Below are 17,945 nucleotides of genomic sequence, written 5' to 3'. Positions count from 1 at the left end.
GGATGCGGCATGAAAAAAGAAGAAAGAATCAACTGCTTTCAATGCCACTATTTTTATACAACGTGGGAACAGGCTCATCCCAGAGGGTGCAAAGGGTACGGATTTAAAACGAAAGCGATGCCTTCACTGGTGGTTTTTCAATCCTCGGGCAGTCCCTGTATGAAATTCAAGCCTAAACAAAGATGATATTTGCGAAATCCTTCAATAAGAATTAGGATAAAGACGTACATACTGTATGAGAGATCTTGTGGAAGGAGTCAACAGGAGTGAATATCCCACATCAAACATTAATCAAGAAAATTGAACATGAACTCGGCAAAGCGAAGTCTGCAGAAAAGTCCCAGCAGATCCGTGAACATGTGTATTCAATAAAAGCGCTGTGCGAAGTATTGCTGGAGGAGAACAATGGGGCATCTGTCCAACCGACCTATTCAGAGCCCCAGCCAACCTACTTCCAGGAATCCCAGCCGATTCAGAAGCCTGTCACGATTCAAAAGGAAGAGCCGCTTGAAACGGATGACGGAGCAAATGGAAATTCATTATTTGACTTTTAAACAAACGTAGGAGGTTCACCATGAAAACATTTATCATTATCGGTGCCATCAATGCCTTTTTATCCGTGGCACTGGGGGCATTCGGTGCTCACGCATTGGAAGGGAAGATTTCACAGAAATACATTGATACTTGGAATACAGGCGTTCTTTATCAGATGTTCCATGCAATCGGGATTATCATCGTCGGCGTATTGATGGGTAATGTAACCCCGACATCCCTGCTTTCCTGGTCAGGATGGCTGATGCTGATCGGAACGGTTCTTTTCTCAGGAAGCCTGTACGTACTTAGTCTTTCCGGCATTAAGGTGCTTGGGGCGATTACACCCCTTGGTGGGGTCAGCTTCCTGGCAGCTTGGATCCTTCTCATTATATTTGCGGCAAAAACATTATAAACATGAAAATACCCTGTAAGGAAGTCAGCTTCCTCACAGGGTGTTTTTTTATCGTTGTGAGTAACTCTGCATTGAACCGCCTGCACCATACGGGTACTCATATTCAATTTCTTCATCGAATGTAATGTAATCTAAGTAAATCATCGGAATGAGGTACCGTGTCCCGGTTTGTGGATCGCTCAGGATGAGATGATCCCGTCCGGCGGCTTCAATGATCCCCTTAAAGATCTTGGCATTCCATTCCTTATTGTTTTCAAACGTCGCATACACTGTGGCTACCTTTCCTTTGTTCAACCTGAGAATGTTTTCGATATACGATTCTTCAATCGGGAGCATGCCCGGAACATTTTGAGAAGGGGCCGGAGCATTTGTTGGTGAAGGAATCGAATAATTCCCGCCACCTTGCTGCTGGGGATAATACTGTCCCTGACCTTGCCCTTGCCCACCACCGTAATACTGACCATAAGGATTATAGGCAGATTGATTATACCCTTGCATATAAGGGTTTGATTGTTGGTTCGCCAAACCGAATACCTCCTTTGAATGAAATTAATAGACTTTCGGACAATCACCTTGAGTGGGTTGATAGAAACAGTGGGATTTGAATCGTCCCGCGTTGGACTGGTTATACCACTCGGCCGGGCAATTCCCGGCAGGCTTAAAGAACCAAAGGGAATAGGAAGCAGGATGGTACCTGCTGCCTTTAATGGTCTTCCGGGCCAAATCGATTTCCTTCTGCCGAGCCCGCTGATAAAAGTATCCTTTCTGGGTTGCCTCGAATCCACCTGGGCTTTGAAATACCATATCCTGAAGATTCGCCAACTTCTTGAAGTCAAGGCAATCGGATCGGACCCGGTTCACCCCGACATTCCCTACCATCAGCATTCCTTGCTGTCCTTCACCCTCGGCTTCAGCTCTCATCAGTCGAGCGAGGAGCTTCACTTCCTTCTCGTTATAAGGAATAACACCCATCTTCCCACCTCACTTTAGAAGAGGCTATGTCTCACTATTTCATGTCTATGTTGTGGGTGAATAATATATTCTTGTGTTTTTTGAAGGAAGGAGTGGGGGGAATGGTTTGTTAAGATGAGTGGTTGTTTTGAAAGTGGACCGTTCCTTTCCGCTCTACTCAGCGCTTTTACGTATGTAGTGTCTTCTTTGCCCCTCACTAGCTTTACGAAAGCACGTGACAAAGCTTACAAATGAGGAAAGAACGTCTGAAAGAAAACAGCAGTTCTTCTAATGGAGCGAAAATCGAACGCATTTTAAAAATCCTGTTTTCTCATTTTCATATAGGTATTAATATTGAAATACTAATAAGAAATCAACCAACACCTTTCTGATAAAAAAACGACAAGCCACAGGGACTTGTCGTTTGTCATGTATTTAGTTCACGTGAAGGAATTTTGAGATAGCTTCTTCTTTTAATAGGTTTCCTACGTAGAAGGCACCGAACTCACCGAAACGGGCGCTTACTTCATCAAAACGCATTTCATATACAAGCTTTTTGAATTGAAGCACATCATCGGCGAACAGGGTAACGCCCCATTCATAATCATCAAAGCCAACCGAACCTGTAATGATCTGTTTTACTTTTCCAGCGTACTGACGCCCGATCATCCCGTGACTTCTCATCATGTCACGACGCTCTTCCATCGGAAGCATATACCAGTTATCATTACCCTGGCGACGCTTGTCCATCGGATAGAAGCAAACGTGGTTTGCTTTCGGAAGGATCGGATAGATGCGTTCCTGTACGTATGGATTCTCGTAAGGGTCACCTTCTGAAGGCATATAGTTACCAAGTTCCACAACGGAAACGTAGGAAAAAGTCGGGATGGTGAATTCAGCGATTTTCAGCTTGTTGAATTCATTTTCAAGTTCATTTAATTCTTCCATTGTCGGACGAAGGATCATGAGCATAAAGTCTGCTTTCTGCCCGACGATCGTGTATAGGGCATGACTTCCTTCTTTCGCATCCTGAGTACTGTTCATTCGATCTAAGAAACCGTGGAATTCCGCAATCGCAGAGTCTCTCTCTTCTCCCGGAAGCATCTTCCATGAAGTCCAGTCCATCGCGCGAAAATCATGCAGGGAATACCAACCATCTAATGTTTGTGCCGGTTCTGCCAACGTAATCACTCCTTAGTGTACTATTTCCAACTTTACTATATCATAGTTTGACCTTAGAGTAAGATTACAAAACCCAATGTCGACAAAATGGCACAGATCGTGGATAGACCGGTGAATTCTGGAACACACTATCCTAGGTAGCGTGCTTAGGAGTATAAAGGAACGGGTAAAAGGAAAAGGAATTGTTAGAAAACAAAGACTTTTTGCGTGTAACCGATATCATTTCTCCTTTTCCTTGAATTCCTATATGAGAAGAGTATTCTAAGATTGGATATGTATAAATCAAGGAGGTTCCTCTATTGAGCAACTTATTTACCACATTAACAGATAAAGTTAAAGGCAAAGAGTTAAAGATCGTATTCCCTGAGGGGACAGACGAACGTATTCTGACAGCAGCATCCCGTTTGGCAAGCGACGGTATCTTGACGCCGATCGTCGTCGGAAACGTGGATGAAGTAAATACAAAAGCGGATCAACTGGGTGTGAAGCTTGCCGGATGTGACGTTGTCGATCCTGCCTCATTCCCTGGTATGGACGAGCTTGTGAAAGCATTTGTAGAACGTCGTAAAGGAAAAGCATCTGAAGAAGAAGCGAAGAAAATCCTCCTGGACGGAAACTATTTCGGAACGATGCTTGTTTACACGGGCCAGGCTCATGGTCTTGTAAGCGGGGCGGCCCATTCAACAGCTGATACCGTTCGCCCGGCATTGCAAATCATTAAAACAAAAGAAGGCGTTATGAAAACGTCCGGTGTCTTCATCATGGTACGGGAAGACGAGAAATATGTATTTGCTGACTGTGCTATCAACATAACGCCTGACAGCCAGGACTTAGCCGAAATCGCGATTGAAAGTGCGAAGACAGCTGAAATGTTCGACATCGATCCACGTGTTGCGATGCTGAGCTTCTCTACAAAAGGTTCGGCCAAATCACCGGAAACGGAAAAAGTGGTTGAAGCCGTATCCATCGCAAAAGAAAAAGCACCGGAACTGACAGTCGATGGTGAATTCCAATTCGACGCTGCCTTCGTTCCCTCGGTAGCAGAGAAAAAAGCACCGGGTGCCGACATCCAAGGTAATGCGAACGTATTCGTATTCCCAAGCCTCGAAGCTGGAAACATCGGATATAAAATTGCCCAGCGCCTCGGAAACTTCGAAGCAGTCGGACCGATCCTCCAAGGATTGAACGCTCCTGTGAACGATCTTTCCCGGGGATGTAACGAAGAAGATGTGTATAAGCTTGCATTGATTACGGCTGCTCAGGCGCTGTAAGGATATAGATGTATTGGAAGGCCGGATCCTTTTGGGGGTCCGGTTTTTTTGTTTGCCTGTTGAAGTTCTTTCTATTTTTGACAGTTGACAGGTAAAGAATGAAGGGAATCCACCTGTCAAAATAAATGCCTTTTTTAACAGGCAAACCGAAAACCAACCCTGGATTGTCCTACCCCTTTTTTAGCAAACCCCATTCATATGGTATAATGATCACGCATGTTTGTAAGTGAAGGAGAAGCGTTATGGATAAAGAAAAAGCATATGCACTGCTTCGTCAAGACCGATGGAGAGTGATTGATCAATCAAGTTTAGGACCGATGTTCGGGGCCCTGCAGTCCTTCGCCATGGATGACACGTTGTGCACGGCGGTCGGAGCAGGCCAGTCAGACCCGACGGCACGCTCATGGGTCCATCATCAAACGGTTGTGTTAGGTATACAGGATACAAAGCTGCCGTTTTTGTCCGATGCCCTGAAGGTGTTGGAAGAGGCAGGCTATCAATATATTGTGCGAAACTCCGGCGGATTAGCGGTGGTATTGGATGAAGGGGTATTGAATCTCTCATTGGTATTCCCTGATTCTGAAAAGGGAATCGATATAAACCGTGGATACGACGCCATGTGGATACTCGTTCAGGACATATTCAAGGATTTCGACGTGGAAATCGAAGCCAAGGAGATTACACAGTCGTATTGTCCAGGAAGCTATGACCTCAGCATCAATGATCGGAAGTTTGCCGGGATCTCCCAGCGGAGGATCCGGAACGGGGTAGCTGTCCAGGTGTATCTCTGCGTGAACGGAAGCGGCTCTGGACGGGCAGAGCTGATCCAGCGTTTTTATGAGACAGGATTGAAGGATGGAATGACGAAGTTTACGTTCCCTGACATTCATCCTGAAGTGATGGCCTCATTATCGGAGCTCCTGGGAGTTGAATTATCGATACAAGATGTGATGCTGCGCTTGCTGCAGTCGTTGAAAGGGTTCAGCGTTGAATTTTATAGCAGTGCCCTTCAGGGGGAAGAATATGGGATGTACGAAACGTATTATCAGCGGGTTGTTGATCGGAATGAAAAGGTATTGGGATAGATGGGAGAGCTGGACTTCGGATTGTATGGGGGTCCGGCTTTTTTATTTGGAAAAAATTTTAAAAAGACGCAAAAAAGAGAATCACGACGCTATCCGAGCAGAGAATGACGCAATAAATTTAATAATGACGCAATCATCCCCTATTTTGGCGCAATACATTGGAAATTGACGCAATCGTGATGAGACTCCCCCCTTTTTAAGCCGATCTACCGCTCTAAAGCATCGCATTTTCAGCTAAAATAGGCTTTGAAGGACAAACTTTAAGTTTTGTAGAAAGAGATTCTCTTCATTTCAAATAAAAAACCAGCACGCCCACAGGCACACTGGTTGGGGAGCACGTTATTCAGCCACTTTTTCTAAATTACCGTTCCGATCCATCTTAAACCGGGGAGCCTTTGACTCATCTTCGTCGAACACGACAAGTTTTCTGGCACGATTCATGATTTGCATCAGTGTTTCGTAGTCTTCCTGCATCGTGACGGAATTGTTTTCAAGGGCTTTGACTTTCTTTTCAAGTTCGGCGTTTTCCCTGCGTATGTCGGAAATTTCCTGCTTCAATCGTTGGTTTTCGATCTTTACGTAGTCTGAGTTCATGTTGGTTTGGGCCAGGTTCTGCAGGAAGGCAATCACTTTCTCGAGTGTCACTTCCCCTTTTAATCCGGATGGCTTCACCACATGGTTAGGGGCAGGGGCCTGCTCTTTAACATGGACTTGTTCCTCACTTGCTTCCATCTCATAGTTCTGCGGTGCTTGTTCGGTTTCTTTCCCAAGCTGTTCCGTTTCAGGCACGTAGTTTTCGTACTCGGCGAATTCCATTTCTTCTTCAGCTTCAGACATTGATAGAGACATAGCATCTAAATCTTCGAATGAAGGCGTCGGTGGCTGATAGAGCAGCTTTTTCTTGCCGCCTTGATCTTTACCGAGAATGCGGTGGCGCTGCTTGCGTTGTTTTTTTGCTAGTTGAAGAGCTTTCTCGTACTGGTGGCGAACGACGGCGTTCCAGCGGAATCCACATGCGGCGGACGTACGGTTCAGTTTGTCCCCGACTTCTTCAAAGGCATTTAATTGAGTGCTGCCTTCACGGACATGACGTAAGACCGTTTCAGCTAATAATAGATCGTTTTCTTCTGTCCAGGCATCCTGTCTTGTTTTCATCATCATTTCATCTCAACTCCCAAAGTTTTCTTAAAAGTATTCGTTGATAAAAGGATGGACCATTTTCACCGTTTTTATACGAATATGCTAAAATTATTTTCTGTCTGCTAGTTTCGTTGGAACCATGGGCTTTCCACCAGCTGGAAACGATGTTTTCTTGCAAATCATGACAGAAGACTGTATTCTATAAATCGATGTTTACGATGAATAATATCCATTTCAATAGATAGAAAGGGTTGGGGACAGATGGCAAACGAATTTCGTGTTTGCGATGATTGTCAGGCCGTTAACCTAAAGACCTTGATTCCGAAATTAAAAGAAATCGACCCGGATGCACCAATCGACATTGCGTGCCAATCCTATTGTGGTCCAGGGCGCAAAAAAACATTCGCGTTTGTGAATAATCGTCCTGTAGCGGCGTTGACTGAAGAAGAGCTTATGGAAAAGGTAATCAAGAAAATAAAGAAATAAAGGGAAACTTCCACCTGAGGAAGTTTTTTCTTTTCTTTTGAAAAAATTCAGGTTTGCATCCTGAAGGAAAAGGAAACTAGTTAAGAGGCAGAGAATTAAATGAGGAGGGGTTCTTTGTCAAGCGTCCAACTTTTTTTGATGGAATCGGAACGCTTGGGAATGATCAGTCAGAAGCGAAATACCTATTTTTTTCGACAAAATTCGAGATGAAGACCAGGACGTAAGTCGCTATAATAGAAATATGCTAGTTTAGGAAGAGGGTAGAAGATGGAGTATGCCAAGCAGAAATTACATGAAGAAAAAGTATTTAAAGACCCTGTTCACCGGTATGTTCATGTAAAGGATCGCGTGATTTGGGATCTGATTGGTACGAAGGAGTTCCAGAGACTCCGCAGAATCAGGCAGCTCGGGACCACCTACTTGACCTTTCATGGGGCGGAGCATAGCCGGTTCAACCATTCTCTTGGCGTATATGAGATCATCCGCCGGATCGTGGATGATGTCTTCGCAGGAAGGCCTGAATGGAACCAGGATGAACGTTTATTGTCCCTATGTGCGGCGTTATTGCATGATCTCGGGCACGGGCCGTTTTCCCATTCCTTTGAAAAAGTGTTCCATCTTGATCACGAGCATTTCACCCAGGCCATTATACTAGGGGATACCGAGGTGAATGCGGTTCTAAGCAAGGTGGCGCCGGATTTTCCGAAGCATGTGGCAGAAGTGATTGCGAAGACGTATAGAAACAAGCTGGTCGTCAGCCTCATTTCAAGCCAGATCGATGCAGACCGCATGGATTATTTGCAGCGTGACGCCTATTTTACCGGTGTGAGCTACGGACATTTCGACATGGAGCGGATCCTTCGCGTCATGAGGCCCCGTGAGGATCAGGTCGTAATCAAGCAGAGCGGGATGCATGCCGTGGAAGATTACATCATGAGCCGCTATCAGATGTACTGGCAGGTGTATTTCCATCCGGTTACGAGAAGTGCCGAAGTCATCCTGACGAAGATTTTACATAGGGCGAAGGAGCTTCATGAAGAGTCCTACTCCTTCAAGCAAAGCCCGATCCATTTCTACTCCCTGTTTGAAGGGGAAGTGTCGCTTCAGGACTATCTAAAGCTGGATGAAGCGGTCATCATGTATTATTTTCAAATTTGGCAGGAAGAAGAAGATCCGATTCTACGGGACCTGTGCGAGCGGTTCATGAACCGGAATCTCTTCAAGTACGTGGAGTTCGATCCTGCGAAGGAATACAAGAAGCACAGTGAGCTTGAAGCCCTCTTCAAAAAGGCGGGAATCAATCCAGATTACTACCTGGTGGTGGACTCATCTTCAGACCTTCCATACGATTTCTACAGGCCGGGCGAGGAAGAGGAGAGGCTCCCGATCCATCTGCTGATGAAGAATGAGGAACTGCGCGAATTGTCCAGACAGTCGGACATTGTGGATTCCATCTCCGGAAAGCGCCGGACCGATCACAAATTATACTATCCAGTGGATTTACTATATGACGAATCAACGAGGAAGAATATTAAGAGACAAATAAGAAAGATTCTAGAACTGACATAAAGGACACTACAGCCAATGAGGATCTGATATATGCAATACTAGGAGTAGGAGATGACGTACATTGTTGAAAGATCATGCAAAACTGATGAGTGCCTTCTTAGCCTCGGGTGAAGTGGTGGGAAGGAAGAAGCTTCAGAAGATGATATTCATCGCCAAGAAGCTTGAATTCCCGTTTCAGGAAAAATTCCAATTTCATTTTTATGGTCCGTACTCGGAAGAATTGACGCTTCGGGTCGAGGAACTCTGCAATATGGGGTTCATCTCGGAAGTAAAGGAGAAAAAGGGCGGATACTACCAATATCGCTACACGGTCACGAAAGAAGGGGAAGACTTCCTGCAGATCTATGAAAAAGAAATGCCTTTTCTGAAGGATTGCCTCACGGATATGAACGTCCAATCAGCACGCTTCCTTGAACTGGTTTCAACCGTATTATATTTTGACAACCTTCCTAAAGAAGAAGTCGTGGAGAAAGTATTCACACTCAAGAGCAAGCAGAAATATACAGAAGAAGAAATAGACGAAGCCTTCGCCTACATCGAAGGATTAAAAACGAAAAAAATCGTTCAGTAGAGAACGTTCTTATATGAGACAAGGGGATCGCCCGTTTTGAGGGGATCCCCTTTTCACACTATTTAGGCGTGTGATCCAGTTTTTCAATGATCCGATCAAGCTTTTCTTCAATTTGTTCATCTTGTTTCCGCTGCTGGAGCCGTTTATTCCGCAATCCTTTTGCCAACACAAAAGCGAATATGACAATGGCTAACAGGAGAGCCACCATGAACAATTGGAAGATGACGTCACCGATATTGAAGTCCATTTCACTCTATCCTTTCCGTATGTGTATGGTATATCGTATTCTTCAGATGAGAATGGTACCCCATTTTTCTGAATGGGTGTTTTCGCAAAGATTGTTGCTATTCGCACACAAACTAAGATTTACGATGCTCTGTCATGTAGGATGTGGTGCAGGAGGGTGAAGGGAACAGTCCCGTTTTCCACGGACGTTCGGCCGACCCTCCTCAGCAAAAACCGCTTCCGGGGTCTCGGCACGCCCGTTTTCCGTAGGAGTCTACGCAGTTCCCTTCACCCTCTAGAGTGAGCACCACTCGCTGCAATCAACCGCCACTCGTTACATTCAAAAGCAACAATGTTTACGAAAACAGCCTTCTGAAAAGATCCATTTGGAGGGATAAAGTAAAGCCTGCCTGGAGAACAGGCAGACTTAGACAGGTTATTGATCGCTTAATCTTTTGCCGCCGACGGCATAGTGACCTTTTGTCATTTCTTCAATAAAGACGACGATCTTTTCTTCAGGGGCTCCCGTTGTTTCGCTGACGGCTTCGGTCACTTTTTCGACGAGGGCGCGTTTTTGTTCTTCTGAACGGCCTTCGAGCATTTTGACGGTGATATAAGGCATTATGATTCGCTCCTTGCTTTGGGATTTGGTACAATCTGTGGTAGGCTCGTACTCTTTAAATGTAATGGGTAGGGGATCAGAGAGCAAGTTTGATAGGATCTTGTCATGAATGCAGGAATTTTTCTGTATACTATGGAATAAGGAAGTAAATCATTTTTTTTAAAGGAGTATACATACTTTGGATACCATTAGCTCACTTTTTGAGTCGATTTCCGTCTTTCGGTTGGAAGAGCTTCCGTTTGTGGTGATTTCCCTCATCATGGCCTTTACGGTCCATGAGTTTGCCCACGCCTTCGTGGCATATAAATTCGGGGATACGACAGCGAAGGATCAAGGAAGACTCACACTAAACCCGATTCAACATCTGGACCCGTTCGGGACCCTTTTAATATTAATTGCAGGCTTTGGCTGGGCACGACCGGTTCCGGTCATGAGATCCCGCTTCAAAAATCCGCGTTTGGCGGGTGTGCTTGTATCCGTTGCCGGGCCACTGAGTAACTTCCTGCTTGCGTTTATTGCATTTGGGATCTTTTACTTTTTTGTAGGGGTGACGGGTGGTGTCGGTGTGCCGCCGTTCATCATCGATCTCTTGCAGATGATCGTTTACTTAAATGTATTATTGTTCGTCTTTAATTTACTGCCGTTCCCTCCACTGGACGGGTACCGGATCATAGAAGATCTGTCCCCGAACCATGTCAGGGCAAAATTGTCCCAGTATGAGCAATACGGCGTATTACTCTTTTTAATCATTGTGATCACGCCGCTTGATGAATATACGATCTGGCCGTTATTACAGGGTGGAATGACGGCAACCAACCAGGCATTCAGTGCCATATTCACGACGATATTTTCAATCTTTAGTTAGAGGAGTGAAGTTTCATGGAAAAGAAAAAGAACATTGGATTCAACATCATCAAAAGTGATCCGACAGACGGCCACGGTGGCTATGGGGTAGGGTCATTAAGCCTTGATCATGTTTCTCCTGTGATGATCGATGTGGAAGAAGGGGAAGCGACAATCGAAATCGGTGCCATGCACGCAAGAAGCCCGATTGAAAAGGGAATCAAATTTACGAATAACCGTGAGGACTCCGCAGGCGGTAAGCTTTACTGGCTGATCTGGGTGACCATCGACCGGATGGAAGACGGCCCGTATTATGCCGGTGTGACAGCTTGTGAGCTCGTCGTGAACCGCGGGAAGAGAAGAGGCTACAAGTCCATGCCGGAGCACGTGAACAATATGGATAAATCCATCAAACGGAAGATCGTCCTTGACCATCTGGATGACAAATCAAAAGGCATCCTTACAGACTTCTTAAAGAAACATGATGAAGGCATGTGGGAACGTTCAAAGGATGAGCTGAAGGAAGCGTTAAAAATATAAACATGTCCTTTTGTGAACAAAGTGTGACATTTATTTGAATTCGTCGTTCACATCTTGCCCTTATGGAAGAAAAAAAGTACACTTAAATCACAGTTTGCACATAAACTAGGACATGAAAGACCCCGGGTTCGCACAAACCCGGGGTCTTTCGTTTTGATTTTATAGATATATCGTGTGTGGTTAAGGTTTAGTGGGGAAAAATAGGATTTCGTTGAGCCAGTTTTGGTTGAACTTGTGCCAGTTTCTGGCGAACTCGTGCCAATTCCGGGAAAACTTGTGCCACCTTCGACCAAACTCGTGCCAAATGGTGAACACTCGTTTTTTCTTGATCGAGAGGCCTCCGCTTTTCGAGGTGTCCAGCTCCGGCGGCTAGAGGCTCGAGGTCATAAGGTGAACCTACCAAAAAGGCAAAGAACGCCTTTCCGGTAGGTTCACCTTATGCTTGTCGCCTCTGACCGAGCCGCCTCCGCTTTTCGTCCTGTCCAGCTCCGGGGGCTTGGGGCTCGAGGTCATAAGCCAAGTAACCCAAAAAGGCAAAGAGCGCCTTTCCGGGTTACTCGTCTTATGCTTGTCGCCCCAGGGCAAGCCCCTTCCGCTTTTCTGTTAAAAAATCCAGTCCTTCACTTTATCATACCAAGATTTTTTCTCTTTCTCCGGCGCTTTTTCTTTAGGTTCTTCTTTCTCACCTAGATGTTCATGGCAGTATTCAGTCGGTTCGGTTCCTTTGACGAAGTAGGTGAAGCGCTGCACCGGGCAGTCTTCGGTTGCAAGCAGTCCGTTATGCGGATTCACTGCTACGCCGACAACGCCTTTTGTCGGTTTGAAGTTTTTGACGGGTTCGTCCTTCAGGGCTTCTTCCATGAAGTGGACCCAGATTTTCTTGGCATAGTATTTATCGTCGACCAATGAGATTTCTTTTTCTCTGTCATATCCGGTCCAGACGCCCGCCGTCAGTTGAGGAGAGTAGCCGATCATCCAGTTGTCCGTGTTGGTCGTCCCGGATTTCCCTGCATAGGGGCGGGTGGCGTCTTTCCGAATTTGGATTCCTGTCACCGTCGAGTAATCGTTGAGCTTGGGGTCGAATATTCCCGTTAGCATATGAGTCATGACATACGTCAGGTCGGGGTCCAATACCTGCTCTTTTTTCGATTCACGTTCATAAATGACGTTACCTGACCAGTCCTCCACTTTGGTGATGAAGACGGGCTTTACTTTGTAACCGCCGTTGGCAAAGATGCTGTAGGCGTTGACCATATCGATGACTCTAGCACCGGATGTACCGAGTGCGGATGACGGGTATTTCTTCACTTTGGTGGTTAATCCGAACTTATCTTTAGCCGTCTCCGTCAAGGTATCCTGGCCGATGAAGAGGTGGGTCTTCACGGCATAGACGTTATCGGACAGGGCGATTGCCTGTGCCAGGGTAATATCGCCATCTGCGTATTTATTGTTGTAGTTATGTGGTGTATACTTTTTCCCATTATCGAACGTGAAAGACGTCATCTCGCTTTTCATCGTCGTAGAGGGCGTAAACCCCTGCTTTAAAGCAGAATAGTAGAGAAGCGGCTTGATGGTCGACCCCGGCTGGCGGATTGCCTGTACGGCACGGTTAAACGGACTTTCTTCATAATTCCGTCCCCCGACGAGAGCCGTCACATCTCCATTTTTCGGATTCATGGATACGAACCCAAGCTGGATATCGGATTCATCGGAAATCTGTTCCTTCACGACTTTCTCGGCGATTTTTTGATGAACGGGGTTGAGGGTCGTGTAAACCTTTAGCCCGCCCATTTCGATGGTGCGTTCCTCGATCCCCAAATCGGAGCGCAGGATGCTTTTGACCACATCTTGAAAATATGGGGCGGTCTCCACCTTTTGATGAGCGTGTTCCCCTGTGATGCGAATCGGTGCTGCTTTGGAAACGGTTTGCTGCTCTTTAGAGATGAATCCGTCCCCGGTCATGGACTGAAGGATGAGTTCCTGGCGCTTCTTGGCATTGTCCATATGGGTGACCGGCGAATAGTAGGACGGTGCTTTCGGTATCCCGGCGAGCATGGCCGCTTCTGAAACGGATAATTGATTGGCGTCCTTGCCGAAATAGTACTGACTCGCTGCCTGGACCCCGTATGCTCCGTGTCCGTAGTAGATGGTATTTAAGTAGCCTTCTAGAATGTCCTTCTTGGAGTAGTTCATCTCGATCCTAATCGTATAGAGGGCTTCTGAGATCTTTCGTTTCCACGTCTTGTCATGGGAAAGAAATAGATTGCGAGCGTACTGCTGGGAAATGGTACTTGCTCCCTGTACCTTCGACATGGCTTTGACGTCGGCGAGTGCGGCTCCGGCCATCCGTTTTAAATCAAACCCGTAATGCTCGTAAAACATTTTATCCTCAATGGAAATGGTCGCTTCTATGAGGGCCGGCGAGATTTCCTTCAGCCCCACCCAATAGCGCTTCTCCCCTGTATTCGTTTCTCCTATGACAGAACCGTCCTCACTGTAGATCAAAGTAGATTGAGGGACGGCAAGGGGCGGGGGACCCTGTACCTTGGCATAAATCAAAACCCCCATGATCCCGATCATAAAGAGGACCATAGCCGCGAGGGCCCCCACCACTGCAAATCTCGCATATTTCTTTGTCTTCTCCATTCGAGCCATCAGTTCCATACCTCTCCCTACTTTCTCTACAATGGCCCGCATCTCTTGAGGGACGGACCTTGGATTTTTTTATATCAGTGCATTGGTTTATACTGATTAACGTGTAGTATTAGTATGAAAAGATTTACGAGATTTTAAACATCAAAGGTTTAGAAAAAATTTCACTTGAAATTTTGCTAGATTCCACTATACTTTTTCTCATGTTTGTATTTATCATGATAGGGAAGGATAAAAATGATGTCCGACGCGGATGTTTTTATAAATAGGAGTAAAGACCGTTATGTCAGGCTTTCGCTTGACCTTGTCCTTTAGATGAATGTGGGAAAACTCAAACTAGTGGTATATGATTTTGACGGCGAAGATCGACCTATGCTGGAAAAACCGATAAAAATATGAAAACAAGAAGGGAAGTTGAAACAATGAGTGGACTTTGGTACACAGAGAAACAAACAGAAAACTTCGGAATCACGATGAAAATCAAGAAGACTTTACATACAGAGCAAACGGATTTTCAATATCTTGAAATGGCTGAAACAGAAGAATGGGGCAATATGCTGTTCCTTGACGGCATGGTCATGACGAGCCAGAAAGATGAGTTCGTTTATCATGAGATGGTGGCACATGTTCCATTATTCACGCACCCGAATCCAGAAAACGTATTGGTTGTAGGCGGAGGAGACGGCGGCGTCATCCGTGAAGTATTGAAGCACCCAAGCGTGAAGAAAGCCGTTCTTGTTGAAATCGATGGGAAAGTGATCGAGTACTCCAAGAAGTATCTTCCTGAGATTGCGGGAGAACTTGAAAACGAGCGCGTGGACGTACAAGTGGGCGATGGCTTCATGCACATCGCGAAAAGTGAAAACGAATATGACGTGATCATGGTGGATTCCACTGAGCCAGTCGGACCAGCAGTCAACCTGTTCACAAAAGGATTCTACGCAGGAATCTCAAAAGCATTGAAAGAAGACGGAATCTTCGTTGCTCAATGTGATAACCCTTGGTTCAAAGCGGATCTTATCCGCCAGGTACAAAGCGACGTGAAGGAAATCTTCCCGATTACACGCCTGTACACAGCGAATATCCCGACATACCCAAGCGGACTGTGGGCATTCACCATCGGCTCCAAAAAGCACGACCCGATCGAAGTACCGGCAGAGCGTTTCCACGACATCGAAACCAAATACTACACACCGGAACTGCACAACGCAGCATTCGCCCTGCCGAAATTCGTCAAAGACCTGACAAAATAAGTTTGAGGGACGGACCTCAAATTTAAAGGTGAAATCCTATAATATCAAGGAGGGACGGACCTTAACAAAGGTCCGTCCCTCTCCTAAAAAAGAGAGGTTGAAGAATATGCGTTTTGATGAGGCTTATTCAGGTAATGTGTTTATTAAGAGTCATCCATCTTATGAGGACAGCCAGGTTGTTCTTTATGGGATGCCCATGGATTGGACGGTGAGCTACCGACCGGGTTCCCGTTTCGGTCCTGCCCGTATCCGCGAGGTGTCGATCGGGTTGGAAGAGTACAGTGCGTATTTAGACCGTGAGCTTGAAGAAGTGAAATACTATGATGCCGGTGATATTCCACTGCCATTCGGTAATCCGCAGCGAAGCATCGATATGATAGAAGATTATATCGACGGCGTTCTGGGCGACGGAAAGATCCCATTCGGAATGGGTGGAGAGCACCTGGTTTCATGGCCCGTCATGAAAGCCATCGCGAAGAAATATCCGGACCTGGCGATCATCCATATGGACGCTCACACCGACCTTCGTGAAGAGTATGAAGGAGAGCCATTATCCCACTCGACTCCGATCCGCAAGATCGCCGAGCATATCGGACCGAAGAACGTCTATTCATTTGGGATCCGTTCCGGCATGAAAGAAGAATTCCAATGGGCGAAGGATAACGGTATGCACATTTCGAAATTCGAGGTGCTTGAGCCATTGAAGGAAATCCTTCCAGAGCTTGCAGGACGTCCTGTCTATGTGACGATCGATATTGACGTGTTGGACCCTGCCCATGCTCCTGGTACAGGAACCGTGGATTGCGGCGGAATCACATCGAAGGAATTATTGGCATCCATCCACGCGATTGCTCACTCAGACGTCAATGTCGTGGGAGCAGACCTTGTAGAAGTAGCGCCGATCTACGACCCATCCGAGCAGACAGCGAACACGGCAAGCAAGCTGATCCGTGAAATGCTTCTTGGCTGGGTAAAGTAATCAGCTGACAGCCCTTTCTATTTGACAGAAGGGGCTTTGCTTTTATATTATATGTTTAAAGTTTTAAACATATAAACCAATTAGAGGGACGGACCTCTTGTATAAAAAACGAAAGAAGGGTGATCGCATGAATCAAACAACCGTACTCGTAACCGGCGGAACAGGGTTTGTGGCCTCCTGGCTCGTGAAAGAACTCCTGGAACAAGGTCATGACGTGAGAACAACCGTCCGCAGCCTGCAAAAAAAAGAAAAATACCAGCATCTTAAAGACATCGAAAGCTCGACTCCCGGGACATTGACACTCTTCGAAGCGGACCTTTTGAAGGAAGGAAGCTTCGATAAAGCCGCCGATGGGGCGGAGTACGTCTTCCATACAGCATCGCCATTTTTGATTAACGGCATCAAAGACCCAGTAAAAGAACTTGTGGAGCCGGCGAAAAAAGGGACGCAAAATGTGCTGTCATCCGTGAATAAAGCTGAGTCTGTCAAGCGTGTAGTGTTGACGAGCAGCGTCGTCGCGATCTTCGGGGATCATCTCGATATGAAGGGCAAACCCCATTTCACAGAAGAGGATTGGAATACGACGAGTTCCACGGAACATCAGCCTTACAATTACTCCAAGACCGTGGCGGAAAAGGAAGCTTGGAAGATGGTGAAATCCCAGGACCGCTGGGATCTCGTCACCATCAATCCGTCCTTCGTCATGGGACCGGCCCTCACCAAACGGACAGACTCCACAAGCACGTCTACGATTCTATCATTTCTGACCGGAGGTTTTAAAACCGGCGTACCGGATCTCGCAACAGGTGTCGTCGACGTAAGGGACATCGCGAAAGCCCATATGCTCGCGGCATTCACTCCGGAAGCGAAAGGACGCTACATCCTTTCAGGCGGAGAAATCACGTTCAAAGAAATCGCGAAACTGATTGAAAGGAACTTCCCTAACGAGTATCCCCTTCCGACCAGGGTCGTCCCCAAGCCTCTCATCTGGCTGATCGCACCTGCAGTGGGCCTTACAAGACCTTATGTGAGCAAAAATGTCGGGCTTCCGGTGAAATTTAATACGGAGAAAAGCATCAAAGAGCTTGGCATGACCTATAGAAGTCTCGAAACGACATTCACAGATCAAGTGAATCAGATGAAACGGGACGGGCTTATCAGAAAATAGACAGTTACAAAGTGCCTTGCTTCTATGAAGTGGGGCACTTTTTGACGAAATGAATTGAACTCGCCGCAGTACACTTGGCGAGTTTTTTTATCGTGATCTCTCGCCCTCTATAGAAGAACCAGTATAAGTAAAATAAGCGGAGAATTTCCGGTTACATCTAGAATGGAACTTATTTCGGGATAATTAAGCGGAGAATTTCCGCTTATGCATAGAAGAATCAGCCATTTTACTATTTTTCGAGTGAATAGGCGGAATCTTTCCGTCTATTTCAGTTATTATGAAGAAATAATGACTATTTAGCGGAATTTCTCCGTCTATTTATCGGCACAGGGGCTTAACCTGATCTCCTAACGGATAAGTGCCTCCCCTCTATTTAATAGGCTGCTTTCGTAAACATTGTTGCTTTTGGATGTAACGAGTGGCGGTTGATTTCCGCTACAGGTGCTCGCTTTCCGCGGGGCG

General features: G+C 46.1%; 20 protein-coding genes. 13 read left to right on the top strand and 7 right to left on the bottom strand.

The features are described 5' to 3' along the window. Positions 1-9: 9 nt before the first annotated feature. The 3 genes from JI667_RS17825 (at position 10) to JI667_RS17815 (ending at position 946) form a co-directional block, all read left to right on the top strand. Positions 10-186, top strand: a complete 177-nt coding sequence (locus JI667_RS17825; protein WP_098351453.1) for a uracil-DNA glycosylase — start codon at positions 10-12, stop codon at positions 184-186. A gap of 80 nt (positions 187-266) precedes the next feature. After that, positions 267-554, top strand: a complete 288-nt coding sequence (locus JI667_RS17820; protein WP_206857581.1) for a YwdI family protein — start codon at positions 267-269, stop codon at positions 552-554. A 20-nt stretch (positions 555-574) separates the two neighbouring features. Continuing rightward, on the top strand, positions 575-946 hold the full coding sequence (locus JI667_RS17815; protein ID WP_206857580.1) for a DUF423 domain-containing protein: 372 nt from the start codon (positions 575-577) through the stop codon (positions 944-946). Between the two features lie 48 nt (positions 947-994). Here JI667_RS17815 and gerQ read toward each other — a convergent pair whose 3' ends face one another. From gerQ to hemQ, 3 genes are all read right to left on the bottom strand, one after another. Next, on the bottom strand, positions 995-1,444 hold the full coding sequence (gene gerQ, locus JI667_RS17810; RefSeq protein ID WP_206857704.1) for a spore coat protein GerQ: 450 nt from the start codon (positions 1,442-1,444) through the stop codon (positions 995-997). Positions 1,445-1,495: 51 nt separating this feature from the next. Further along, positions 1,496-1,918: a cell wall hydrolase gene (locus tag JI667_RS17805; RefSeq protein WP_206857579.1), complete on the bottom strand. Its 423-nt coding sequence runs from the start codon at positions 1,916-1,918 to the stop codon at positions 1,496-1,498. A gap of 414 nt (positions 1,919-2,332) precedes the next feature. Further along, positions 2,333-3,079: a hydrogen peroxide-dependent heme synthase gene (hemQ, locus tag JI667_RS17800; RefSeq protein WP_206857577.1), complete on the bottom strand. Its 747-nt coding sequence runs from the start codon at positions 3,077-3,079 to the stop codon at positions 2,333-2,335. A gap of 299 nt (positions 3,080-3,378) precedes the next feature. Here hemQ and pta point away from each other — a divergent pair, with 299 nt between their 5' ends. Continuing rightward, positions 3,379-4,350, top strand: a complete 972-nt coding sequence (pta, locus tag JI667_RS17795) for a phosphate acetyltransferase (RefSeq protein ID WP_206857574.1) — start codon at positions 3,379-3,381, stop codon at positions 4,348-4,350. A 242-nt stretch (positions 4,351-4,592) separates the two neighbouring features. Beyond that, positions 4,593-5,435 (top strand): lipoate--protein ligase family protein, encoded by an 843-nt coding sequence (locus JI667_RS17790; protein ID WP_206857572.1) that lies wholly within the window; start codon positions 4,593-4,595, stop codon positions 5,433-5,435. Between the two features lie 339 nt (positions 5,436-5,774). Here JI667_RS17790 and JI667_RS17785 read toward each other — a convergent pair whose 3' ends face one another. Further along, positions 5,775-6,590, bottom strand: coding sequence for an RsfA family transcriptional regulator (locus JI667_RS17785; protein ID WP_280515513.1), 816 nt, complete (start codon positions 6,588-6,590; stop codon positions 5,775-5,777). A gap of 246 nt (positions 6,591-6,836) precedes the next feature. Here JI667_RS17785 and JI667_RS17780 point away from each other — a divergent pair, with 246 nt between their 5' ends. The 3 genes from JI667_RS17780 to JI667_RS17770 all read left to right on the top strand — a co-directional run bounded on the left by JI667_RS17780 (position 6,837) and on the right by JI667_RS17770 (position 9,201). Further along, a complete protein-coding gene (locus JI667_RS17780; RefSeq protein WP_034765044.1) occupies positions 6,837-7,061 on the top strand; it encodes a DUF1450 domain-containing protein in 225 nt (74 codons plus the stop codon). Positions 7,062-7,328: 267 nt separating this feature from the next. Next, positions 7,329-8,630, top strand: coding sequence for an HD domain-containing protein (locus JI667_RS17775; protein ID WP_206857570.1), 1,302 nt, complete (start codon positions 7,329-7,331; stop codon positions 8,628-8,630). Positions 8,631-8,691: 61 nt separating this feature from the next. Then, entirely contained in the window at positions 8,692-9,201 is a 510-nt protein-coding gene (locus JI667_RS17770; protein ID WP_206857567.1) for a YwgA family protein, read from the top strand. Between the two features lie 58 nt (positions 9,202-9,259). Here the strand turns inward: JI667_RS17770 and JI667_RS17765 are convergent, their stop codons facing one another. Both JI667_RS17765 and JI667_RS17760 read right to left on the bottom strand, forming a co-directional pair. After that, positions 9,260-9,448 carry a DUF4083 family protein gene (locus tag JI667_RS17765; RefSeq protein WP_206857565.1) on the bottom strand — a complete coding sequence of 63 codons (189 nt, stop codon included), beginning with the start codon at positions 9,446-9,448 and terminating at the stop codon, positions 9,260-9,262. Between the two features lie 414 nt (positions 9,449-9,862). After that, positions 9,863-10,048: a 2-hydroxymuconate tautomerase gene (locus tag JI667_RS17760; RefSeq protein ID WP_034765056.1), complete on the bottom strand. Its 186-nt coding sequence runs from the start codon at positions 10,046-10,048 to the stop codon at positions 9,863-9,865. A 259-nt stretch (positions 10,049-10,307) separates the two neighbouring features. Between JI667_RS17760 and JI667_RS17755 the strand changes: the two genes are divergently transcribed. Further along, positions 10,308-10,913: a site-2 protease family protein gene (locus tag JI667_RS17755; protein WP_206857702.1), complete on the top strand. Its 606-nt coding sequence runs from the start codon at positions 10,308-10,310 to the stop codon at positions 10,911-10,913. Between the two features lie 14 nt (positions 10,914-10,927). After that, positions 10,928-11,431 carry a YwhD family protein gene (locus JI667_RS17750; protein ID WP_206857564.1) on the top strand — a complete coding sequence of 168 codons (504 nt, stop codon included), beginning with the start codon at positions 10,928-10,930 and terminating at the stop codon, positions 11,429-11,431. Positions 11,432-12,034: 603 nt separating this feature from the next. Here the strand turns inward: JI667_RS17750 and JI667_RS17745 are convergent. Beyond that, entirely contained in the window at positions 12,035-14,095 is a 2,061-nt protein-coding gene (locus JI667_RS17745; RefSeq protein WP_206857563.1) for a transglycosylase domain-containing protein, read from the bottom strand. A 410-nt stretch (positions 14,096-14,505) separates the two neighbouring features. On the opposite strand from JI667_RS17745, the gene speE reads away from it, so the two are divergent. From speE to JI667_RS17730, 3 genes are all read left to right on the top strand, one after another. Then, the gene (gene speE / locus JI667_RS17740) at positions 14,506-15,336 is read left to right on the top strand and encodes a spermidine synthase (RefSeq protein WP_206857562.1); all 831 of its coding nucleotides are present in this window, start codon (positions 14,506-14,508) and stop codon (positions 15,334-15,336) included. Positions 15,337-15,442: 106 nt separating this feature from the next. Further along, a complete protein-coding gene (speB, locus tag JI667_RS17735; RefSeq protein WP_206857561.1) occupies positions 15,443-16,315 on the top strand; it encodes an agmatinase in 873 nt (290 codons plus the stop codon). A 127-nt stretch (positions 16,316-16,442) separates the two neighbouring features. Beyond that, positions 16,443-17,483, top strand: a complete 1,041-nt coding sequence (locus JI667_RS17730; RefSeq protein WP_206857560.1) for an SDR family oxidoreductase — start codon at positions 16,443-16,445, stop codon at positions 17,481-17,483. The last annotated feature ends 462 nt before the right edge of the window (positions 17,484-17,945 follow it).

The organism is Bacillus sp. NTK074B, from assembly GCF_017303375.1.
GTDB lineage: Bacteria > Bacillota > Bacilli > Bacillales > Bacillaceae_B > Rossellomorea.
This window is presented reverse-complemented; position numbering and strand designations above follow the sequence as displayed.